Below are 21,779 nucleotides of genomic sequence, written 5' to 3' on the forward strand. Positions count from 1 at the left end.
TCCCGTTCAATTTTTCCTTCATTATCATACAAAGCGAGGACACAGTGGGTCTATAGAAACATGATTCACTTTCCACAGAAAAATAGTAAGCATAGAACATTTATGCACTCAGGAAACTTATTTTCATTCACAAAACCCCTCTCATCCCAATCGTATCAAGGATTCTCGCCAACCCACGTTCATGGAATTATTTTCAAAACCATTAAAACACAGAAATAACAGAAAATTATTTTTTTTCCTTCCGGCACTTTCTGCTGTACGGACGAGAAAAAATGTCATATTTTCTTACATCATTTTCAACTGCCTGTGGCATTTATGATAGAATAATACTTGTCGGAATATTCAGCATAAACAAACCAAAAGGAGGCAAAGAATGAATCAGCCTAACTCTTTATCAAAGGGATTAAAAACCCGGCATATGACTATGATTTCAATTGCCGGCGTGATCGGCGCCGGATTATTTGTCGGAAGCGGATCCGTCATTCATTCCACCGGACCCGGAGCGATTGTCTCCTACGCTTTAGCAGGATTATTAGTGATTTTTATTATGAGAATGCTGGGGGAAATGTCCTCCGTCAACCCGACAAGCGGTTCGTTTTCACAGTACGCGCATGACGCCATCGGTCCTTGGGCCGGTTTTACGATCGGATGGCTGTATTGGTTTTTCTGGGTCATCGTCATTGCCATTGAAGCCATTGCAGGCGCCGGAATCATACAGTACTGGTTCCCGGGCATTCCGTTATGGCTGACGAGTCTGCTTCTGACCGTGCTGTTAACACTGACGAATATTTATTCAGTTAAATCGTTCGGCGAATTTGAATACTGGCTTTCCTTAGTGAAGGTAGCGACGATCGTTGTCTTCTTAATCGCGGGATTTGCGTTCATTTTCGGAATCGTCCCCGGCAGCAAACCGGTCGGGCTGGAAAATCTGGCGGGCAGCGGCGGATTTTTCCCTAAAGGTCCAAGTTCCGTTCTGCTCGGCATCGTCGTTGTCATTTTTTCTTTCATGGGATCTGAAATCGTCGCAATCGCAGCGGGAGAAACGTCAAATCCGGTCGAATCCGTCACAAAGGCTACCCGCTCAGTCGTTTGGCGGATCATTATTTTTTACGTCGGTTCCATTGCGGTTGTGGTCACACTGCTGCCGTGGGATTCAGCTAATATTTTGGAAAGCCCCTTCGTTGCCGTTTTGAGCCATATCGGGGTTCCCGCAGCCGCTCAAATCATGAATTTCATCGTCCTGACAGCCGTTCTGTCCTGCCTGAACTCCGGGCTTTATACGACGTCACGGATGCTGTATTCACTGGCAGAGCGAAATGAAGCGCCGCGGCGTTTTATGAAACTGAGTAAAAGAGGCGTACCGGTTCAAGCCATTATCGCCGGCACCTTTTTCTCCTATATTGCCGTTGTTATGAACTACTTTTCTCCCGACTCCGTATTTTTGTTCCTGGTCAATTCATCAGGGGCGATCGCACTGCTCGTCTATCTCGTCATCGCCGTCTCACATCTGAGAATGAGAAAGAAAATCGAACGGACAAACCCTGAATCTCTTAAAATCAAAATGTGGTTCTATCCGTACTTAACCTACCTGACGATCATCGCCATTTGCGCCATCTTGTTATCTATGCTGTTTATCAGTTCAATGCGGTCTGAATTTCTGCTGACAGGATTTATTACTCTGCTGGTACTTGCCTCCTATGTATTCCGCAAAAAACAAAAACCGAAAGAGAGCGCCTCCGAAAGCCGGATTGCGCAATAACCGCAAACACCCCCCCTCAAAAAAGGGCGGGTGTTTTTTTAACCAACCTGTTCCAGGCAGCATTAACTGTAGTACAGGATTTCAATAAATGATAAGGACAGGATGAAAAATGGCACTAGAAAAATTTGCAGATGAACTGCCGATTATCGAAACACTCCAGCCGCAGAAGAAATCAGACGGCAGCACGTATTATGAAGTCACCATGAAGGAATGCTTTCACAAGCTGCACCGCGATCTCCCGCCGACCCGGCTGTGGGGGTATAACGGTTTATTTCCCGGCCCGACGATCGACGTGAACCAAGATGAAAACGTCTATATTAAATGGATGAATGACCTTCCGGATAAGCATTTTCTGCCCGTGGATCATACCATTCACCATTCAGAAAGCGGCCATCAGGAACCCGATGTCAAAACCGTCGTCCATTTACACGGAGGAGCAACGCCGCCGGACAGCGACGGCTACCCGGAAGCATGGTTCACAAAGGATTTTAAGGAAACGGGTCCTTATTTTGAGAGAGAGGTATACCATTATCCAAACAAACAGCGCGGGGCTCTGTTATGGTATCACGATCACGCCATGGCGATTACGAGGCTCAATGTGTACGCCGGGCTTGCCGGGATGTATATCATCCGCGAGCGAAAAGAAAAGCAGCTGAAGCTTCCCTCCGGAGAGTACGACGTACCGCTTATGATTTTGGACCGCACGTTAAATGACGACGGTTCCTTGTCTTATCCGAGCGGGCCTGCTACCCCTTCCGAAACGCTGCCCAACCCTTCCATCGTCCCGTTTTTTTGCGGAAATACCATTCTCGTCAATGGTAAAGCGTGGCCGTATATGGAAGTTGAACCGCGGACATATCGTTTCCGCATCCTTAATGCCTCCAATACGAGAACATTTTCTCTCTCGCTCAATAACGGCGGGAAGTTTATCCAAATCGGTTCTGACGGCGGACTGCTTCCCCGCTCTGTCAAAACACAATCTATCAGCTTAGCCCCGGCAGAGCGGTATGATGTGCTCATCGATTTCTCCGCCTTTGACGGAGAACATATCATTTTAACGAACGGCACCGGCTGCGGGGGCGACGCCGATCCGGATACAGACGCCAATGTGATGCAATTCCGCGTCACAAAACCGCTGAAGGGAGCAGACACAAGCCGGAAGCCTAAATATCTTTCAACAATGCCTAATGTGACATCAAAGAGAATACACAATATCAGGATGCTTAAACTCACAAATACGCAAGACAAATACGGCCGGCCCGTTTTGACGCTGAATAACAAGCGATGGCATGATCCTGTGACAGAAGCGCCGAAGCTCGGCACAACGGAAATCTGGTCGATTATCAATCCGATGGGGGGAACCCATCCGATACACCTGCACCTTGTTTCCTTCCAAATCCTTGACCGGCGCCCTTTTGACTTAGAGCGTTATAACAAATTCGGCGACATTGTGTATACAGGCCCCGCCGTCCCGCCTCCTCCAAGTGAAAAAGGCTGGAAAGATACCGTGCAGGCGCACTCGGGAGAGGTCATCAGAATCGCGGCGACCTTCGCTCCTTACAGCGGACGCTACGTATGGCACTGTCATATTTTAGAACATGAAGATTACGACATGATGAGACCGATGGACGTCACGGATAAGCAGTAAACAAATATCACCCCTTTTAAAGAAGGGGATTTTTTATTTATCCAAAAAGAAAAAATAAGAAGACACTTATTTGCATATACTGTAATAACAGGAAGACGATGCACCCTCATTGGAAATCTGGATAGAAAAAGGAATTAGGAGATTAGGGAAAAGTATGAGACAATGAAGGAGTGCACGAAAATTCATAAGGGAAGAAGTGACTTTATGTCTTACTACAACAAACGTAATCAGGAACCGCTGCCTAAAGAAGATGTCAGTACGTGGGAATGCACAAAAGAGGACTGTATCGGCTGGAGCAGAAAGAATTTTGCCGGCAGTGATACCCCGACTTGCCCCCTTTGCGGCAGTAAAATGATCGACGGCGTCCGTTCGTTGGTAAATCTCCAAAACAATAATCAAACGGCATCAAGTTAGACCTCCCTTTTACGAGTCTCAACATAGAGAAGGCCTCCATGTCTCATGAGAGGCCTTTGCGTTATTATGTCCTTTTATGATGCAAAAGAGCAATGAACATGAAAAACGATCGGCAGCAGAACGATCTGAAGGAAATGGCAAAACGGCGGAAAATGAACCTTGCCGCACAGTCATTCATCGAAACGCTTCATTTTGCCGTTCCGATTCTCCGTTTTTTCAAATGGCTCGCCTCAGCCGCAGCCAGCTTTGTTCATTAAAAAACACCCAGCGGGCGCTGAGTGTTTTTTTCATGATTGGATGACGGAAAAACTGTTAATAATGCCGTTGTCATTTTCCCAGACTTTTTCGCATTTTTTCGTATCCAAATGATAAGCATAAATGGTCCGGACCTTCGCATTCCGCCCCGTTTCATCCTTCAGACGCTTAGCGCCTTTTGCTTCCGCCATGAAATAAATGATGCTGCCGTCTTTAGAAAACTGAGGCTGGGCATCAATCAGCGGAGCGAAGTCCTTCCCGTTTGAGATAATCGTTTCATCTTTTTTCGTTTTGACATTCATCAGACGGATGGACGCTTTTTGTTCCGTCCCTTTTTGTGTATAAGATGTAAAGACAAGGTTCTTTCCGTCCGGTGACACCGCCACGTCGCTGATAAACTGCTCAAGGTTTGTCAAATCCTGAAGGTGTTCGCCCGCTCCTGCTGCAAACCGGATATTCGTCGGTTCAGGGTCAATCCCCTTCTCATTTGCCTCATCCGTTTTTTGATAATCCTCTTTTACGGAATAATGCAGAAGCGCAAAATCGTTTTGGCTCCGGTTATAAAAGAAGCTGCTCACACTGTCGTCTTTCTCATCGGCGGCGGGATACAGATTTTCATAACGTTTCGTTTTCAAATCAAAAGATGCGAGACGGAAAATATCTTCATCCGCTTTTCCGAGACGGAAATAAATGTGCGTCAGATCCTTTGATAAAAACAGACTGTCAGCGCTTGCCGTTCCTTTATAAAGCACCGTCTTCTTTTTCGTCTTCAGATCAAGCTTATAGAGACGCATCTCATTTTGGTCATTATTCCCGACAAAATAGAGCACCTGATGGGCGTCATCGAGCGCAAACGCCGGATATGCCGAAAGCTTTTCCTCATACAGCACGCGGCCGTCCTCGTAATATTTCGTCATCAGATCTTTGTCTGTAATGGAAACAAGCAGCTTGTCATGGCCGCCGGAGACAACGGCTTTCCCGCCGCCGTCGCTTTTTCCTTTAATCAGTAAAACGGCCGCGATGACCGCCGCCGCCAAAACGGCGGCCAGCAACATCCAGATCCATCGTTTCTTCTTCATTATCAATCTCTCCGTCAATCAGAAAAAGCAAGAATCAGTGTCCTTGCTTTTTAAGATGGTCTATTTTAATAGCTGTAGTGTCCGGATACTCTTCCTTTGCTTAATGGATATCCGAGCGCTTTAAACGCTTTCGGGCTGACATCCAATACGGCATTCGGCAGACGGCCTACATCATTTTTGTATACGGTGATAACCTTTTTCGGTTTTGATTTCGCATAAGCTCTGATTTTCGTTCCGTTTCTCGGAACGTCAAATCCTAATTTTGTCGCGCAATCCCAGTGCCCCAGTTTTTTACCGGAAGATCCTTTTTTACCGACTCCATTATACCATGTAATATTTCCGTTCACTTTTTTAGCGCTTGCATCAGAAGAGTAACTGATCGCTCCCAGCGTGCTTCCTGCTAAAATCAATAAGGCTAAGAATAACTTCTTCAAGCTTTCGTCCTCCTGATTCTTTATTCTAGGCAAAATTATACACCAAGAAGACGATTATAATATTTCAATCACTTTACATGTTCATTACAACGTGGTGAGAAATGCAAATAACGACGGCACAATTTCCCGTTCTATATAATTCCATGGTAAATTATACTACAAAATTTAATTCATTAGCGTTATAATATTCATAGAGTATTTCTGCATTCAATATGGACTTTTTATAAGGCCTATTGATAGTTGCATAATATGATATATTTTGAGAAATCAGGCTTTAGGAAGCAGGCACTTTATTCCTTTTAACCGTGGTTCATATTGATCATGTACCTATACTCGTTTCAATCAGACTAGGAGTGATAATCAATGAAAGCGGCAAGATGGCACAATCAAAAAGACATTCGAATCGAAAACATTGATGAACCTAAAGCAGAACCGGGTAAAGTCAAAATTAAAGTCAAATGGTGCGGGATTTGCGGAAGCGACCTTCATGAATATTTGGGAGGCCCGATCTTTATTCCGGTCGGCAAACCTCATCCGTTAACAAACGAAATGGCGCCCGTCACGATGGGTCACGAATTCTCAGGAGAAGTCGTTGAAGTGGGCGAAGGCGTCAAAAATTACAGCGTCGGCGACCGTGTCGTCGTGGAACCGATTTTTGCCACACACGGACATCAGGGAGCCTATAACCTTGATGAACAAATGGGATTCTTAGGCTTAGCCGGAGGAGGCGGCGGATTTTCTGAATATGTATCCGTTGACGAAGAATTGCTGTTTAAGCTTCCTGAAGAGCTTTCTTACGAACAGGGCGCGCTTGTTGAGCCGTCAGCGGTAGCGCTTTACGCCGTCCGCCAAAGCAAATTAAAAGCGGGCGACACGGCGGCAGTTTTTGGCTGCGGACCGATCGGGCTGCTTGTGATTGAAGCCCTGAAAGCGGCCGGCGCCACAGATATTTACGCGGTTGAACTTTCACCGGAACGTCAGGAAAAAGCGAAAGAACTCGGCGCTATCATCATTGATCCGTCAAAAACGGACGATGTCGTTGAAGAAATCGCTAAACGTACAAACGGAGGCGTTGATGTTTCTTATGAAGTAACAGGCGTTCCTGTCGTTCTCCGCCAGGCGATCCAGTCAACAAACATTGCCGGTGAAACGGTTATCGTCAGCATTTGGGAAAAAGGAGCGGAAATTCATCCGAACGATATCGTTATCAAAGAACGGACCGTAAAAGGCATTATCGGATACCGTGACATCTTCCCTTCCGTTCTTGCACTGATGAAAGAGGGCTACTTCTCAGCAGATAAGCTCGTCACGAAAAAAATCGTGCTCGACGATCTGATTGAAGAAGGCTTCGGCGCTTTAATCAAAGAGAAAAACCAAGTGAAAATCTTAGTCAAACCGAACTAAATCGTTTAGCTGAATAACAGACACATCCGAAAAAGAGCCGTTCCGGCTCTTTTTTTCATCTCATCGTCTTTCCTTCCTTTTAAAAATGATCCCCTCTGCGCAAACTATTTTTCACCCTGTCCCGTCTATCCTTAGGCAGCAGCCTATGATACGTATTTTTAAAAAAGGAGCCCTTTGAAGCAATGAAGAACGAAACAGCCAAAGCGTCGCTTGTGACGTGCATAACTGAGCGCAAGGAAGACTTTTACCGGCTGGCGTACAGTTACGTAAAGAACAAGGATGACGCGTTAGATATTGTTCAGGAATCAATTCAAAAAGCGCTGACATCGGTCGAATCAGTCAAAAACCCCGATGTGATCAAAAGCTGGTTTTATAAAATTTTAGTGCGCACGGCCATTGATTTTCTCCGCAAACAGAAAAAACTGAAAGTGATGGACGATGAAACGATCGAGTTTTTAAGCCGCGGAAAGGAAGATCACTACAAAGACACAGACCTTCACGAAGCGCTTGATGACCTGCCGCATCAATATAAAACCATTATCATTCTGCGTTTCTTTGAAGACCTGAAATTAGAAGAAATCGCGGATATCACGGGGGAAAACATCAACACCGTCAAAACACGCCTTTACAGGGGGCTGAAGCTCATGCGCATTCAGCTGACGAAGGAGGATCTTTCTTAATGGAAAAGAGATTAGAACAATTAAGAGAAGAGTATAAAAGTGTGCCCATTCCTAAGGAACTGGACAGCATTGTCGAAAAAGCCCTTCAGCAAAAACCGAAGAAAAAACGAATCGTAATGTGGCCGACATCCGCGGCAGTCGCTGCGGCCGTCTTATTTACCGCCGTTGTCAATATCAATCCGGATGCCGCACAAGCCATGTCTAAAATCCCCGTCATCGGCAAAGTCGTCCAAGCCATCACATTCACGGAGATGAAGGAAGAAAAGAACCAATCAAGCATTGATGTGAAAACGCCCGCTCTGTCCGGACTTTCCGATCATAAACTCGAAGACAGCATCAATCGGCATTATATGAAAGAAAGCAAAGAGCTGTATCAGGAATTTATGAAGGCGACCTCAAAAAGCAAAAAAGGCCACCTCAGTATTTACAGCGATTATGAAACCGTTACTGACACAGCGGATTTGATCTCAATCCGCCGTGATATCGAAAAAACACAAGCTTCATCTTATACGCAAAGCCGTTACATCACGATTGATAAAAAGAATGAGGCCGTGCTTACGTTAAAGAGTTTATTTAAAGATGACCGTTATATTAAAGTCATCAGTGAAAATATTAAAGAACAAATGAAAAAACAGATGAAAGAAGATCCGAATAAAATATACTGGGTCGAAGATGATGATATGACGGAGCCTTTTAAAGCCATCCGCGCCGACCAGAATTTTTATATTACAGATAAGCACAAACTTGTTATTTCATTTGACGAATATGAAGCGGCACCCGGATATATGGGCGTTACAGAGTTTACAATACCGACCTCCGTCATCTCCAAGCTGCTTGTCGGAGACCGCTACATCAGATAAAGAAAGAAAAAAATCCATGATATCCGCAGATCATGGATTTTTTCTTTCGTCCCGCAACAGCCAAGATGCACAAGGGACCCTTTTCATATAACAGACGCCGGACGGGGGCTGAAAAGTTTAAGAAAATCACAGCATTTCATTCACTTTTTCTGAAACAAAATCCCCTTCCGAATGCGTCTAATTAACGGAACAAATGGAAGACTGTACAGAAATCTGCCATAGCCATCCGCAAAACAGCGAGAATTTCCGCACACATTATTGGAGGAATACCATGTCAGACAAGTCACTGCATCACCGCTATATTCCCGGACTGGATGGACTTCGCGCCTTTGCCGTCCTCGCAGTTATCGCATATCATCTGAATTTTAACTGGGCCGACGGCGGTTTCATTGGTGTTGATATCTTTTTTGTTTTATCGGGGTATTTAATTACATCTATTATATTGCCTGCCCAAGGCAATGCCATCACCCTTGATTTGCGTGATTTTTGGGTGCGCCGGATCAGGCGGCTTCTGCCGGCGGCTTATCTCATGATTATCACGACGGTCATTTGGGTCGTATTGTTTAACAGCGAGCTCCTGCATACCGTACGCGGGGATGCGGTCTCCTCACTTTTTTACATAAGCAATTGGTGGTTTATCTTTCATCAACTTTCTTATTTCGACAGCTTCGGCTCCCCTTCGCCATTAAAAAACCTTTGGTCACTGGCGATTGAAGAACAGTTTTATATCATATGGCCCTTCCTGCTGCTTGCGGGAATGTACATATGTAAAACACGGGCCCGGCTTGCGGCCGCGGTCATGTTTCTCGCGTTATGTTCGGCAGTCGTAATGAGTATGATGTATGTGCCCGGCGGAGATCCGAGCCGCGTTTATTACGGGACGGATACCCGCTCATTTGAATTGCTGATCGGCTGCGCTTTAGCTTTAGTGTGGCCGATGAAACGATTATCTTCCAAACGGCTGCCGAGCAGCATGAAACACCTGCTTCACGGGACGGAGCTTGCCGCTTTTGCCGCGCTGCTGCTTTGCGTCTTTTACACAGATGAATATGAACCCTTCCTGTACAAGGGCGGCATGCTTTTGATCAGCATCACCGCAGCGGTTCTTGTCGCATGTTTATGCCATCCGAGCAGCTTTTTGGGACATGTCCTTTCATGGAAGCCGCTTCGCTGGATCGGAACGAGATCATACGGAATCTACCTTTGGCATTACCCGGTTTTCGTACTGAGCACACCCGTGCAGGAAATCGGAAATCCGGTTTATTGGCACTGCGCCGTCAGAATCGGCGCCACTTTCATTCTTGCCGAGCTGTCTTACCATTTCATTGAACAGCCGATCCGCACTGCGGGCTTCCGGCCATTTTTACGCCGCGTGTTTCTGAACCGCTTTCTGGAATGGAAGACGTCCTCTGTCATCAGCAGAATGTCGCTCGGCCTTATTCTTGCCGCCATTCTCGTATTTGCGGGCGGGCTGTCAGGAATAGCCGAAGAGAAAAAACAGCCGCAATGGACGTACGCGCAAAATGATCAGCAAGAAACCGCCGCCTCTTCGCACAAGACGGCCGATCACGATCAACCGGCAAAAGAAGATGACAGCAAGAAAAAACACGGCGGCGAAAAAACAGACACCGCGTCAGACAAAAACAAGAAAGAACCAACAGACAAATCAAATACAAAGAAAAACGAAGAGAAAAAGGAACGGTCATCTCAAAAAACGGCTGATCCAAAACAAACACAGCCTCAGCAAGACGTGCTGGCCATCGGTGATTCGGTGATGCTGGACATTGCGTCATACCTGCGGCAGTCCCTCCCTCATGTCACCATCGACGGAAAGGTAGGAAGACAAGTCTCTCAAGCACTCCAGCTCACTTCGGAATATGCGTCATTTAATCAGCCGAACAAAGCGGTCATCATCGAGTTAGGGACGAACGGCTATTTCACAAACAGCCAAATTGAATCACTGATCAGCTCCTTTTCAAAAGCCGATATCTATCTTGTCAACACGCGTGTGCCGCGGCAGTGGGAAAGCAAAGTAAACGAATCATTGCGTCGGCAGGCCGAGTCTCGCAAAAATGTGACGCTTGTCGATTGGCACGCAAAAGCATTGCAGCACCCTGAATACTTCACACCGGACGGCGTCCATCTCATACCTGAGGGGTCTAAAGCGCTGACATCCCTCATCGTTCAAACAATGAAATCATGACAAAAAAAGAGGCCCCAAAAAGGCCTCTTTTTCGTATATCGTCAGGCAAGCTTCTGTCCGCAATTCGGGCAAAAATTCGCGCCTTCCGTTTTCGTTCCGCAGTTCGGACAAAATTTCGGCTTAGCCGCTCCTTCCGAGCCGTTCGCCGGTGCCGTCCCCTGATTCTGCTGACTTTGATTTTGCTGCGGCTGGTTCTGCTGATTTTGGTTCATTTGGTTCATCATTTGATTTGCCGCATTCATTCCCATCATCATGCCCGCCATGTCTGAGGCGGCGCCGCTTCCGCTCATTTTGCCGGATGACATTCCGTCCGTCATGGAAATCTGCTGATAGCGGTTCACATCGCCCACCATGCCGTAAGAAGCGTTTTTCGTAATCATATCCTGAACTTCCTGCGGATAATTAAAGCTCATAATATTGAAGCCCGTAATCGACATGCCGTCTCCGATCAGCTGCATATCAAGATCTTCTTGAATCCCTTTTCCGATTTCAAAGGAATTCGACTGCAGATTGAACATGTCTTTTCCTTCTCTGGTGATCCATTTCATCAAAAGCTGATCGAGAATAGACGTAATCCGGATTTTAATGTCCTCCACTAAATAGCTGTCTTTGACACCCGCAATCTTATCAATCAATCCGATGTAGTCAATGACCTTGAAGTTAAATGTGCCGTTTGCGCGGATCGGCATACCGCCCGGCATACCTGCCGCCGGAATGTTGATAGCGTTTTTTGTGCCCCACTTCACGGTGAACTCCTTCGTATTCACAAACAGCACTTCAGCCCGCATGCCGCTGTTAAAGCCAAACTTAAACCCTTTTAGTGTAGATAGAAACGGAATGATTTCTGATTCGATATCATAATCGCCGTCATCACGGAAAATCCCTTCAATCTTCCCGTTGTATAAAAAGATGGCATCCTGTCCCGGCCGGATGATCAGACGGCTGCCTTTTTTAATTTCACGGTTGTTCCATTTATAGAAAACCATGTCATCTCTGAATTCTTCCCATTCCACCACATTTGCTAACTGATTTCTGAAAAAACCCATGTATGCTCAAATCCTTTACATATAATTTAAAAACTTCCCTTGCTTCCGCTGTAACTCGTGCCGCCCCTCGTGACTCCGCCGTCATTGTCATTATCTTTATCAGGCTTTTTTTCTCTTGTAACGTCGGTTCGGATATATGTGTCGTGCTGGCTCAGCACTTCAGACGTATCGTGATCCATATACGTGCTGCCGGTGACGGTGACCTTGCCGCCGGAATTGTACACCATCACAGTGACGGCGATGCCGGCCGCGGCTGCGGCAATAATGAGCTGAAACCACCATGTGAGCAGCAGATTGTCAGACTTGTCGTCCGGGCTTTTCCCCATATCTTTATAAGCCAACTTGATGTAGGTCTGAAACGCCTTTTCATAATGGCCTGCGGAAATATCTGACGAGATCGTATTTCTGATCGTATTCAGCCGGCTGTTATTCAAATACGTCTCCGCCTTTTTATATCCGGAGATAAATACTTCCCGCTTTTTCATATCAATGGTCAAAATCGCCGTGCTTCCGCTAAAATGACTGTCATAAAAATCACCGGCGTACTGCTCGATGTCCTTACCGCCCGTTCCGTTTGCGGTAAGAATGATAAAATCGGTATGGCGCTTTGCCCCGAGCTTCCCGGCCAATTCCTCAAGTTTCTTCGTTTCATCCTTCGTTAATAAATGAGCATTGTCATAAACATATTGCTTCTGTTCCGCGGCAGACGCCGATGTATGTAAACCAAAAGACAGCATCAGAAAAAGGACGAAGCAGAAGAGACACGCTTTTTTTATCGATACTTTCATCAAAAACCGCCTCCTATCATAAGTGAGACGAGTCTTAATGCTAAAAACGCACCGGCGGTTATGCCGCCGAACCACGCGGCCACTTTTCCGGCACTGATCGGCGGTTTGCCGACAACCTTGCCCGTCTGCCCGTTCATCGCAAAAATGTGCTCAGCCCGCTCATAGTCGTAGCTGACCATCCAGACCGGAAGCAGTACGTAAAAGCTGCTGATTTTATCGGTCTGAATCTGCTCATCCGTAATGTCAGCCGTCGTATATCCGGAGAAGGTGGATCTGATATAAGAATCAATATAATGGCTGATTTTATCCTTCGCCCGCGGAAAGAGATCGTCATCGGTATAATTGTACTTTTCCGCTATATATCCCGCTAAATAGGCCGTATTAAACTCCTTCAGTTCACTGTATGAGTAAGGTTCCAATTTGTCCATTAATTCATCATTCATTTTTTCTGAAGCGTCGACCGGAATTTTGAGATAATCAAGATTGATATCTCGGTACGCGTTGTAATACTCGGTCTCCGTCACCCGGTATTCTCCATCTTCATAGTGATGCACTCTCGTACAAACGGCATTGACCTGAACCTTGCTGTTTAAATCAAACATCCAAAATGGCACGTACATGCCGGTTATGCTCTTCACCCGATCGGCAGTCATAAATCCTTTCGGTGTCAGACGGCCGTTTCGGCACCACTTTTTAAAAGCGCTCATGGCCTCTTCTTTACTGATCGTAAAAGGAATCACCATCGAAGGCGCGAGATTTCCCGACAATCGGTCGGCGAGAACGGCGGCTCCTCCGCAAAACCCGCACGTCGTGGCCGTCGTTTCCGCCTCAGTCATTAATACCGCGCCGCAATTCTCACACCGGTACTCGTTCGCCTCATTTTCGGAAAATCTCGTCGTAATATACTCCTTTGGCAGGCTTTCAATCTGATCCTGCCGCCCGCAGCTGTGACATGTCAGCATGCCGGATGAACTGTCAAAGACCATATCATCGCCGCAGTTCGGGCATTTATAAGAAATGATCATTCTGTTTCTCTCACTTTCTCTTTATATCGGACAAAGCTGCAGCCCGCTGTCTATTGATCTTTACTGAAAAGCATTTTCTGCTTGAGCGCCGCCAATTCATCATCGACACTGCTTTGATTGCTGTCATATTTAGCCGTCAGATCGTCAATATCGTCTTTCGGAGACGCGTTCAGCTCAGCCATCGCATTGGCATGATCAAGCGCTTGGTTGACCTTGTCTTCCATTCTGCCGAAAGCTGTCATCGATTGGCCCGCATTTGACACAGAGGACCCCAATTTGTTCATTCTCTCCTGCGTTTTTGCCACAGACCACTTCGCTTTGATGGCATTTCGGCGCGACTCAAGCTCTCCGATATCAGCGACAAGCTTGTCATGCATTTTGCGCATTTGAGAGGCGTTGGAAGAAGCGAGCTGATAAGCCGTCTGCAGCTCAGTCAGTCTTGATTCAACAGCCGCTTTCCTTTCCAAAAACGTCCGCGCATCGGCTTCATTGCCGGCCTGCAACGCTTTCATCGCATAACTTTCCATCTTTTCGGCATCAGCCTGGCATTCTGTTAACGCTCTTTTCGCCCGCTGTTCCTCAGCCATGACAGAAGCCGTCTCCGCTTTCACTTTTCCTAAATCACTGTTCAGATTCCGCAAATATTGATCAACCATTTTTTCAGGGTTTTCAGCTTTGTCCAGCAGCGCATTGATATTGCTTGACATGATGTCTTTAAATCTTCCTAAAATACTCATTTTTCATTTTCCTCCCAAAATTAAATAGTAACAAGTTCATAGTTATCTATACTGTTTTTTTCGAAAAAAGTTTCATTTTCTCATAAATTTATGTATTTTATATGAAAATAGTCTCATTCAGCCCATTTGTGCCGGCGGAAATTCTTTACGACCAGATACAGTGAGAACAAAAAATAAATAAAAAGCGCGATCATCAACCCGCTCACTAACGGGTAATGCTTCGCCGCATACACAAAGAAATCCAGCTGCGAAATCTGTTCCGGACTTGTAATCGTATCCGTCCCATTCAAAAGCTTTGAAAATTTAGCCGTATAATTCCAATCAAACGAATCAGAAACAAGCTCACTCCCCTGATACCAATTGACAGCGGCGAGACAAAGAAAACAAAAAACAGAAAACGCGCATTGCACAATAAGAAAAACATGTTTCATGAAAAACATTCCTCCGCGGTTCAATATCACAGGCCGTCACACTATACATGACGGCAGCAGCAGAAACTTGGTTTTACTCAGAACTGATAAAAAAGTTATTGTATGAACTTCACAGCGGTTCAATTTACTGGATGCCTTTCTAAAGTATACCTTATATCGAAAAGGGTTTCAGGCCTAAATAAAAGAGGATGCTTCCCGAAGTCCGATGACTTTCAAGAAGCATCCTCGATATTTTACAGTGATACTTCAACCTCTTTTAAACTCGGCAAAGCATCGATCGCACCGATTTTGGTGCACACGAGCGCCCCCACCTTATTGGCAAATGAGACAATATCACGCAGCTTCGCAAAATCATCGGCTGCCGTCTGAATCTCATCCGTGCGCGCCAGCTGATACAGCGCCGCGCCGACAAACGCATCTCCCGCTCCCGTTGAGTCTATTGATGTCACCGGAATGCTCGGAATGATGTCAATATCCTTCCCATTTGAAAGAAGGGTCCCGCTTTTCCCGAGTGTCACCGCCACAATACCGGCCCCGAGCTCATGAAGAACCGCAACACCTTCTTTATGATCCTTCGCACCGCTGATGATCTCAAGCTCTTCGTCACTGACTTTCACAAAATCACTTACGGCAACGGCTTTTTTTGCGGTGTTTATAAACTCTGAAACTCTTCCTTTCCATAAATCCTCACGGTAGTTAGGATCGAAGGAAATAAACTGTCCATTATCTTTCGCAATCGACATCAGCCGTAAATAGGCTGAGCAAAACGGATCAGATAACAATGCTGTCGCTGATCCGAAATGAACGATTTTCGCATCGTTTACCTTTTCCAGATCAATATCATCCAGCGTAAACAAAGCGTCCGCTCCTCTGTTAAACACAAAGTCGCGCTCCCCATTTTGTTTTAATGAAACAAACGCAAGCGTTGTAGGCGCTTTCTCATCCATGACGAGCATAGAGGTATCGACGTGTACGGCGTCCAATGTCTGCTTCAGAAAATACCCGAACGGATCTTTGCCTGTTTTTCCGCTGAAAGCCGCGTCTCCGCCCAGCTTAGCAATCGCTGCCGACACATTCGCCGGTGCGCCGCCGGCACTTTTTAAGAAGTTGCGCCCTTTCGTCAAATCAACATCCACATCGGTACAAAAGAAATCAATTAACAATTCTCCAATACAAATAACAGATTGGCTTCTCACATTATCACACTCATTTATCAATTCTCGATTATAGTTTCAGTATAGTGCTTTCTGTCATAAATACAACCGTTTACATAGAATATTTTAAATTTTACGTATACTTATCTGGCAGCCCTTTGCTCCAGATCAGACATCATCTGCTGATATTTTTTTTCAGTTAAAGGATAAAAAGAAATAAGAATAATAGACAGCAGAATGAACAATCCCGGAATGAGCGCATTCATATTTTTAATCGCATTCAATGACGAGGCGGTCTGATCGGTATTCGCGGCATATCCGGCGATTCCGAGATAAACGGCCGAAAATGACCCGGCTAACGCAACTCCGAGCTTATTGATGAAACTCATGCTCGAAATCACCACGCCATCAGCCCGGACTCCGGTTTTCCATTCCGCATAATCGACACAATCGGCAACCATTCCCCAAGCAAGCGTATTTAAAGGCGTCGTGAAAAATCCCGAAACGAAAAGCCAAAAGAAAATAAGCGGCAGCGAAGAATACGATGTAAACTGAAGGCCCGCATAAGAAATCAGCGATAGCGCCGCCGTGATGATCATAACCTGCTTCCGGCCCCGCTTCTCAGAAAAGAAAGGAATAAACAGATTGCTGATCAGCGCTGCGCCGAAAAACAACACGGTTCCTAAAAACACAAATTCCTTATGGCTGACGTTATACGTAAAATAGTACACCATCGTGCTGAGCTTAATGTTAAACCCAATCGCAAACGCCAAAAATGCAGAAACCAAAATGAGCAAAGGCTTGTTTCGGAACAAAACAGACAACGTCTTTTTCATTCCTTGTTTTTTTCTTTTTTCAGGCTGAATCCGCTCCCGTACAGTAAAGAAACTAAATAGATTCAAAACGATGCTGACAGCCGCATAGATGAGCGCCGTCATCTGAAATCCAAACGCCTGATCTTTCCCGCCGATGGCGTCCGCAAGCGGTGTCGCACAGGAAATCGATAACAGAATTCCGATATAAACTAAAATCATCCGGGTCGTCGTCAGAACCGTCCGTTCCTCCACGGAATTCGTCATCCGCCCCGTTAAGCTGTTGACCGGAATCGTCTGCATGCTGAAGGACATCCCAAGCAGAATATAAGTGATGTACGCATAAACCATGTTCCCCGTCTCGCCGAAATGGGGGGTCGTGAAGCATAAGAACGTAAATAGCGCAAAAGGAAACGCCACCCACAAAAGATACGGCCTTGCCTTTCCCCATCTTGTATTCGTCTTGTCTAAAACCGGTGACGGAGACAGCATCCATTGCCGAATCGCCTCTATATCAAAGTCGCGGCCGATAAAGTTCCCCGTCCGGCGTGACGGTAAGTTATGCGTGACGGACTTTCTTGTAAGCGCATTCGTTTCGTGGCTTGGTCTGTCATGAAACAGCCGCTTTACTGCTTTTTCAACATCGTCATCACTCGGTGCTCCGAATGATCCGTCTTTCCGGAGTATTTTTGCTTTTTTTAGACAAGACGCCGTCCAAACGGGCAATGCGGGTTTGATGACGGGTATGGTGGTGGTTTCCAGAAGGCCGGTCAGCCATTCAGAATCCATATCAGTCTTTTCTATAATGATCCAGATCATGCCGAACAGCTTTCCGTCGTCAATTCGTCCGGGAATGTAGTTTGCGCCCATCTGTCCGATCCAGCTTTTGATCGTGTTAGAGGAAACGCCTAATCGGAGTGCGATTTGATCTATATAAGACTGTCCTGTTTTTTCGTTCTTTTTCCTTCTGACTTTATAATCAGGATGAAGTTTCAGCGATTTGACGGCAGGCGCCAGCAGTTCTGCAAAATGTGTCCGGTTTTCAAGTTCGGCCATTAGCCTGCACCTCCTATTAGTACTATTTTATCAATTCAGTGTTTTTTGTATATGAAAAAATAAAAAGTACAGTGCGGCTGTCCTTTTATACAGCAGGAAAGGCTGTTGAACGTATGGAAAAGCAGATAAAATAGGGGCAGTAACAGAGAAAATAAAAATGTATGCACTTACATTTCAGAGCAGAGAAAGGATTTTGCCAAATGACTCACACAGTGCCTCAAAACATGAAAGCGGCGGTTATGCACAACACGAGAGAAATCAAAATCGAAACATTGCCCGTGCCTGAAATCAATCATGATGAAGTGTTGATTAAGGTGATGGCTGTCGGAATTTGCGGATCTGATCTGCATTACTATACAAATGGCAGAATAGGCAATTATGTAGTGGAAAAACCATTTATCCTCGGTCATGAATGTGCGGGAGAAATTGCCGCCGTCGGATCGTCTGTCGATCAATTCAAGGTGGGAGACCGTGTCGCCGTCGAACCCGGTGTCACATGCGGACGCTGTGAGGCGTGTAAGGAGGGGCGTTATAATCTTTGCCCGGATGTACAGTTTTTGGCGACACCGCCGGTTGACGGCGCGTTTGTCCAATATATCAAAATGCGTCAGGACTTTGTTTTCTCGATTCCGGATTCACTATCCTATGAAGATGCGGCTTTGATCGAACCGTTTTCTGTCGGCATTCATGCGGCCGCGAGAACAAAGCTTCAGCCCGGATCAACAATTGCGATTATGGGAATGGGGCCTGTAGGATTAATGGCCGTTGCGGCAGCGAAAGCATACGGGGCAGGCACAATCATTGTGACCGACTTGGAGCCGCTGCGGTTAGAAGCTGCGAAAAAAATGGGAGCGACTCATGTCATCAATGTCCGGGAACAGGATGCCGGTGAAGAAATCAAAACGATCACGAATGGCAGAGGCGTTGATGCTGCCTGGGAAACAGCGGGGAATCCGGCGGCATTGCAATCCGCACTGGCTTCCGTGCGCCGGGGCGGAAAACTGGCGATTGTCGGTTTGCCTTCTCAGAACGAGATTCCGCTCAATGTGCCGTTTATTGCAGATAACGAGATTGATATATACGGAATCTTCCGTTATGCGAATACGTATCCGAAGGGAATTGAATTTCTCGCTTCCGGCATAGTGGACACGAAGCATCTTGTAACGGACCAATATCCGCTGGAGAAGACGCAAGAGGCGATGGAACGGGCCTTTCAATACAAAAATGAATGCTTAAAAGTGATGGTGTATCCAAATCGCTGAGTGAACGGGGAGGATCTTTGCATTCTCCCTCTCACCGGCTGGGCCGGCATGGGAAAAACAACAATCGCTCTTGAAGCAGCCTACCTTTGTGCCGGCGGTTCACCAGATTGGCCGGCATTCAACAGCATCATCTGGATCAGCGCTGACTGGAAAGGATTAAGCTTCAGCGATTTTTTAAACACGATTGCCTACCAGCTCGGACGCACCGAACAAATCGACAAATCCATTAACGAAAAACGGTTCGTTGTCCGCAATGCATTAGCCGCTCATGCAAGTGAAAAACCCGTGCTGCTGATCGTTGACGGCATTGATACAGCGGAACGTGACATTCACGAATTTATCATCGGCCTTCCGCAAGGCGTAAAAGTCCTCCTTACGGCACGTGAAAATGTAAAACAGACATACCGGGACGGCTTCGGAGAACTGGCGGCCATCCAGCTGAGCGGTCTTGAACAAACGGATGCCCTTGATTTTTTTCATCAAGAAGTGCATCGCTGTCTGCAAACATGCAATCTCCCGCATAAACGGGAAAAGCTGGAGCAGCTGTTGCAGCTATCGCCTGACCTTAAGAATGAATTTGTCTCGGCAGCCGCCGGCAACCCGAAGGCCATGGCACTCAGCATTGCATACATGTCAGACGACGACATCCCCGCTCCCCAGCTCATTCAAGAGCTTAAACAAGCGGGTTACTCATTATTGGAATTGTTTGAGGTTCTCTTTGGCCGCACATGGGACAGATGTCATGAAGACACACGAAAACTATGGCAGACGCTTTGCTTTTTCGCTAAACCCCCTGACGAAAAAAGCTTGGCTCAAGCGGCCGGATTAGACGCCCGCCGTTTTCATTACGCGATTGAGCAAATGCGGTCATATGCTTTAATACAGCCGGAACGAAGCGAAGGAAGAATTCAATATTCAGCCCATCAAACTGTTGTCGCTTACGGAGAACAGCACTTATCCGAAAATCATGATTTTGCAAAAGAAGCCCGAAGCCGCTGGGCGCATTATTATATGGATTATGCGGAAACCCATATAAAACGGGAACAGCCGAATTCCATCTATTGGAGCTACCTGCTGGGACGGAATTTAGAGCAAATGAAAAAGGAATGGCCGAATATCCTGAAGGTCATCGAATGGTCGAGCGAAACCGGACAACATGAAATCCTGATCAAACTCATCATCCGTATCAGCCATTTTCTAAGCAGAATCAGCCTGCCCCTGCGAATCGAATACGGATTAAAAGCTGCCGATGCCGCCCATCAATCAGGCGAACACACACGGGAAGCTTACTTTCGGATCGACACGGCAGGCTGGGCGCTGATGGAAGTCAACGATTCAGACGAAGCTCTCAGGCAAATAGAAGCCGGCCTGAAGATACTCGAACAATCAGGCGCGCCGGATCACGATGACTTGAAAGTATGGGGAATCGCCCTGCAAGCAAGGCTGCTGTTAAAAATCGGAGAACCGGACAAAGCGGCAGCAATGCTGGACGGCATCAAAGATCAGCCCGTCTCGCCCATTATCCGGCACAGGGTTCTTCTGGTCCGCGGCGACCTGAGTTTCGCCCGCTCTCACTACGAAGAAGCCATCACATTATACGAAGCGGCAAACACCACCAGCGCCGCATACGGCGGCGAAAAAACGATAGAAGCCTATTTTAACCTGGGCATGGCTTACGTCAAGTGTGATCAACTCGAAAAAGCGGAAAAAGCCTTTGAACAAATGCTCTATGACAAACACAACGCCAATCAAGTTGAACTGATTTACTATCATTACGGAATGGCACAGCTGTTGTATCGAAAAGGAGAAACTACGAAAGCGATAGAAGCTAATCAAAAGGCGATTCGTCTGATTGATTCGTGGGAGCCTGGGATTGGGATTCGGGGTGAGGTGGAGCAAATGGATATTCTCATTTAAAAGACAAATACATTGCGGCTAGCGGTAAGAGCTTTGAAAAACACTCATGACCTTGTTGTTTTTAAAGATAAAAAGGTATCTTTATCAGTACAGTAAATTGATTAAGATACCTTGATTGAAAAATTAATTTTTCACAGAAAACAAATTTCTAAAGTTAAACTTTTTAACAACAAGAGGTTAATACTTATACAGCCGTATTAATGCTGTACTGTAATATAATGTTTTAGTTCACCTGACCAATATCTTCCTCCCCAATCCTGTCCAACTTGCACATCATACTTACCTGCAGGAAGATTTTTCGTTGAAAAACTCACACGAAAATTACGTGAACCAATACTATGCGAAATATCTTTTCTGGCAAATACTTTACCTTTATTATTTAAGATAATTACTGAAAAGCCATTATCTAAATCCCTAGCCAAAGTACCCGTAACTACAATGGAAGTAGCACTTTTCGTATATGTATTAGCATCTGTTTTAAATTTGATTGTACCTTTCGAATCCATAGCTAAGGCTTCTGACCCACCTGCGAAAATAGCAACTCCCAAAAGTACTGCTGTAAACAGGGTCATTACTAACTTTTTCATCTTTAGAATTCCTCTTTTCTTTTTAATATTTTAAATCCAAAATTATAATAACATATTTTCCTAAAAAAACAGAGGTTTTTCCATATCTTTCTTCCGAGAAATGAATAAGTATGATAGAAATTTATAATATTAATGCAAATTTAAGATTTTTGTGAAATGAAGCTTAAAATTTGAAGTATAGTATCATCTATAAAACCTTTGCCAAGGTGTCCTTCCAAGCGCCCAATG

At 45.8% G+C, this 21,779-nt stretch carries 18 protein-coding genes and 3 pseudogenes; 10 read left to right on the forward strand and 11 right to left on the reverse strand.

Features of this window, described 5'->3' with window-relative positions; all coding sequences use genetic code 11:
• Positions 1 to 373 precede the first annotated feature (373 nt).
• The 4 genes from gabP (at position 374) to ABK447_RS17295 (ending at position 4,078) form a co-directional block, all read left to right on the forward strand.
• Complete coding sequence (gene gabP / locus ABK447_RS17280) at positions 374 to 1,759, forward strand: GABA permease (RefSeq protein WP_007408881.1); 1,386 nt, start codon at positions 374 to 376, stop codon at positions 1,757 to 1,759.
• Positions 1,760 to 1,868: 109 nt separating this feature from the next.
• A complete protein-coding gene (gene cotA, locus ABK447_RS17285) occupies positions 1,869 to 3,407 on the forward strand; it encodes an outer spore coat copper-dependent laccase CotA (protein ID WP_094031556.1) in 1,539 nt (512 codons plus the stop codon).
• A 204-nt stretch (positions 3,408 to 3,611) separates the two neighbouring features.
• Positions 3,612 to 3,821: a cold-shock protein gene (locus tag ABK447_RS17290; protein WP_007408879.1), complete on the forward strand. Its 210-nt coding sequence runs from the start codon at positions 3,612 to 3,614 to the stop codon at positions 3,819 to 3,821.
• Between the two features lie 98 nt (positions 3,822 to 3,919).
• Positions 3,920 to 4,078 (forward strand): hypothetical protein, encoded by a 159-nt coding sequence (locus ABK447_RS17295; RefSeq protein ID WP_012116985.1) that lies wholly within the window; start codon positions 3,920 to 3,922, stop codon positions 4,076 to 4,078.
• A gap of 30 nt (positions 4,079 to 4,108) precedes the next feature.
• On the opposite strand, the gene ABK447_RS17300 is transcribed toward ABK447_RS17295, so the two are convergent.
• Both ABK447_RS17300 and ABK447_RS17305 read right to left on the reverse strand, forming a co-directional pair.
• Positions 4,109 to 5,155, reverse strand: a complete 1,047-nt coding sequence (locus ABK447_RS17300) for a PD40 domain-containing protein (protein ID WP_012116984.1) — start codon at positions 5,153 to 5,155, stop codon at positions 4,109 to 4,111.
• Between the two features lie 65 nt (positions 5,156 to 5,220).
• Positions 5,221 to 5,589 carry an RlpA-like double-psi beta-barrel domain-containing protein gene (locus ABK447_RS17305; RefSeq protein WP_012116983.1) on the reverse strand — a complete coding sequence of 123 codons (369 nt, stop codon included), beginning with the start codon at positions 5,587 to 5,589 and terminating at the stop codon, positions 5,221 to 5,223.
• A gap of 363 nt (positions 5,590 to 5,952) precedes the next feature.
• On the opposite strand from ABK447_RS17305, the gene ABK447_RS17310 reads away from it, so the two are divergent.
• From ABK447_RS17310 to ABK447_RS17325, 4 genes are all read left to right on the forward strand, one after another.
• Positions 5,953 to 6,993, forward strand: a complete 1,041-nt coding sequence (locus tag ABK447_RS17310; protein ID WP_012116982.1) for a 2,3-butanediol dehydrogenase — start codon at positions 5,953 to 5,955, stop codon at positions 6,991 to 6,993.
• Positions 6,994 to 7,175: 182 nt separating this feature from the next.
• A complete protein-coding gene (locus tag ABK447_RS17315; RefSeq protein WP_003155802.1) occupies positions 7,176 to 7,673 on the forward strand; it encodes an RNA polymerase sigma factor in 498 nt (165 codons plus the stop codon).
• Positions 7,673 to 8,533 (forward strand): anti-sigma-V factor RsiV, encoded by an 861-nt coding sequence (gene rsiV, locus ABK447_RS17320; RefSeq protein WP_012116981.1) that lies wholly within the window; start codon positions 7,673 to 7,675, stop codon positions 8,531 to 8,533. The genes ABK447_RS17315 and rsiV overlap by 1 nt, the downstream gene beginning before the upstream one ends.
• 271 nt (positions 8,534 to 8,804) lie before the next feature.
• A complete protein-coding gene (locus ABK447_RS17325; RefSeq protein ID WP_094031555.1) occupies positions 8,805 to 10,736 on the forward strand; it encodes an acyltransferase family protein in 1,932 nt (643 codons plus the stop codon).
• A 41-nt stretch (positions 10,737 to 10,777) separates the two neighbouring features.
• On the opposite strand, the gene ABK447_RS17330 is transcribed toward ABK447_RS17325, so the two are convergent.
• The 8 genes and pseudogenes from ABK447_RS17330 to ABK447_RS17365 form a co-directional block, all read right to left on the reverse strand.
• Positions 10,778 to 11,782 carry an SPFH domain-containing protein gene (locus tag ABK447_RS17330; RefSeq protein ID WP_020955434.1) on the reverse strand — a complete coding sequence of 335 codons (1,005 nt, stop codon included), beginning with the start codon at positions 11,780 to 11,782 and terminating at the stop codon, positions 10,778 to 10,780.
• A 26-nt stretch (positions 11,783 to 11,808) separates the two neighbouring features.
• Positions 11,809 to 12,570: a YgcG family protein gene (locus ABK447_RS17335; protein ID WP_012116978.1), complete on the reverse strand. Its 762-nt coding sequence runs from the start codon at positions 12,568 to 12,570 to the stop codon at positions 11,809 to 11,811.
• Positions 12,570 to 13,595 (reverse strand): TFIIB-type zinc ribbon-containing protein, encoded by a 1,026-nt coding sequence (locus tag ABK447_RS17340; RefSeq protein ID WP_007408871.1) that lies wholly within the window; start codon positions 13,593 to 13,595, stop codon positions 12,570 to 12,572. Before ABK447_RS17340 ends, ABK447_RS17335 begins: the two co-directional genes overlap by 1 nt.
• A 50-nt stretch (positions 13,596 to 13,645) precedes the next feature.
• Positions 13,646 to 14,332, reverse strand: coding sequence for a PspA/IM30 family protein (locus ABK447_RS17345; protein WP_015239300.1), 687 nt, complete (start codon positions 14,330 to 14,332; stop codon positions 13,646 to 13,648).
• Between the two features lie 113 nt (positions 14,333 to 14,445).
• On the reverse strand, positions 14,446 to 14,763 hold the full coding sequence (locus ABK447_RS17350; protein WP_025284358.1) for a YjdJ family protein: 318 nt from the start codon (positions 14,761 to 14,763) through the stop codon (positions 14,446 to 14,448).
• A 233-nt stretch (positions 14,764 to 14,996) separates the two neighbouring features.
• Positions 14,997 to 15,959, reverse strand: a complete 963-nt coding sequence (locus ABK447_RS17355; protein ID WP_100001269.1) for a carbohydrate kinase — start codon at positions 15,957 to 15,959, stop codon at positions 14,997 to 14,999.
• A gap of 101 nt (positions 15,960 to 16,060) precedes the next feature.
• Positions 16,061 to 17,203 (reverse strand): annotated as a pseudogene (locus ABK447_RS17360) (glycoside-pentoside-hexuronide (GPH):cation symporter); the annotation flags it as partial.
• Positions 17,201 to 17,785 (reverse strand): annotated as a pseudogene (locus tag ABK447_RS17365) (transcriptional regulator); the annotation flags it as partial. The pseudogenes ABK447_RS17365 and ABK447_RS17360, both read right to left, overlap by 3 nt.
• Positions 17,786 to 17,985: 200 nt before the next feature.
• On the opposite strand from ABK447_RS17365, the gene gutB reads away from it, so the two are divergent.
• On the forward strand, positions 17,986 to 19,047 hold the full coding sequence (gene gutB, locus ABK447_RS17370) for a sorbitol dehydrogenase (protein ID WP_085341788.1): 1,062 nt from the start codon (positions 17,986 to 17,988) through the stop codon (positions 19,045 to 19,047).
• A 30-nt stretch (positions 19,048 to 19,077) separates the two neighbouring features.
• A pseudogene (locus ABK447_RS17375) lies at positions 19,078 to 20,964 on the forward strand (NB-ARC domain-containing protein); the annotation flags it as partial.
• Positions 20,965 to 21,161: 197 nt separating this feature from the next.
• On the opposite strand, the gene ABK447_RS17380 reads toward ABK447_RS17375, so the two are convergent.
• Positions 21,162 to 21,551 carry a hypothetical protein gene (locus ABK447_RS17380; RefSeq protein WP_025284353.1) on the reverse strand — a complete coding sequence of 130 codons (390 nt, stop codon included), beginning with the start codon at positions 21,549 to 21,551 and terminating at the stop codon, positions 21,162 to 21,164.
• Positions 21,552 to 21,779: the final 228 nt, after the last annotated feature.

Origin of the sequence: Bacillus sp. hwrm1 (assembly GCF_040207805.1) — a bacterium.
GTDB lineage: Bacteria > Bacillota > Bacilli > Bacillales > Bacillaceae > Bacillus > Bacillus velezensis.

What these genes read in the sequence shown, in the direction of transcription:
- gabP (WP_007408881.1), top strand. Translation starts at nt 374, where the DNA reads ATGAATCAGCCTAACTCTTTATCAAAGGGATTAAAAACCCGGCATATG.
- cotA (WP_094031556.1), top strand. Translation starts at nt 1,869, where the DNA reads ATGGCACTAGAAAAATTTGCAGATGAACTGCCGATTATCGAAACACTC.
- ABK447_RS17290 (WP_007408879.1), top strand. Translation starts at nt 3,612, where the DNA reads ATGTCTTACTACAACAAACGTAATCAGGAACCGCTGCCTAAAGAAGAT.
- ABK447_RS17295 (WP_012116985.1), top strand. Translation starts at nt 3,920, where the DNA reads ATGAAAAACGATCGGCAGCAGAACGATCTGAAGGAAATGGCAAAACGG.
- ABK447_RS17300 (WP_012116984.1), bottom strand. Translation starts at nt 5,155, where the DNA reads ATGAAGAAGAAACGATGGATCTGGATGTTGCTGGCCGCCGTTTTGGCG.
- ABK447_RS17310 (WP_012116982.1), top strand. Translation starts at nt 5,953, where the DNA reads ATGAAAGCGGCAAGATGGCACAATCAAAAAGACATTCGAATCGAAAAC.
- ABK447_RS17315 (WP_003155802.1), top strand. Translation starts at nt 7,176, where the DNA reads ATGAAGAACGAAACAGCCAAAGCGTCGCTTGTGACGTGCATAACTGAG.
- rsiV (WP_012116981.1), top strand. Translation starts at nt 7,673, where the DNA reads ATGGAAAAGAGATTAGAACAATTAAGAGAAGAGTATAAAAGTGTGCCC.
- ABK447_RS17325 (WP_094031555.1), top strand. Translation starts at nt 8,805, where the DNA reads ATGTCAGACAAGTCACTGCATCACCGCTATATTCCCGGACTGGATGGA.
- ABK447_RS17330 (WP_020955434.1), bottom strand. Translation starts at nt 11,782, where the DNA reads ATGGGTTTTTTCAGAAATCAGTTAGCAAATGTGGTGGAATGGGAAGAA.
- ABK447_RS17335 (WP_012116978.1), bottom strand. Translation starts at nt 12,570, where the DNA reads ATGAAAGTATCGATAAAAAAAGCGTGTCTCTTCTGCTTCGTCCTTTTT.
- ABK447_RS17340 (WP_007408871.1), bottom strand. Translation starts at nt 13,595, where the DNA reads ATGATCATTTCTTATAAATGCCCGAACTGCGGCGATGATATGGTCTTT.
- ABK447_RS17345 (WP_015239300.1), bottom strand. Translation starts at nt 14,332, where the DNA reads ATGAGTATTTTAGGAAGATTTAAAGACATCATGTCAAGCAATATCAAT.
- ABK447_RS17350 (WP_025284358.1), bottom strand. Translation starts at nt 14,763, where the DNA reads ATGAAACATGTTTTTCTTATTGTGCAATGCGCGTTTTCTGTTTTTTGT.
- gutB (WP_085341788.1), top strand. Translation starts at nt 17,986, where the DNA reads ATGACTCACACAGTGCCTCAAAACATGAAAGCGGCGGTTATGCACAAC.
- ABK447_RS17380 (WP_025284353.1), bottom strand. Translation starts at nt 21,551, where the DNA reads ATGAAAAAGTTAGTAATGACCCTGTTTACAGCAGTACTTTTGGGAGTT.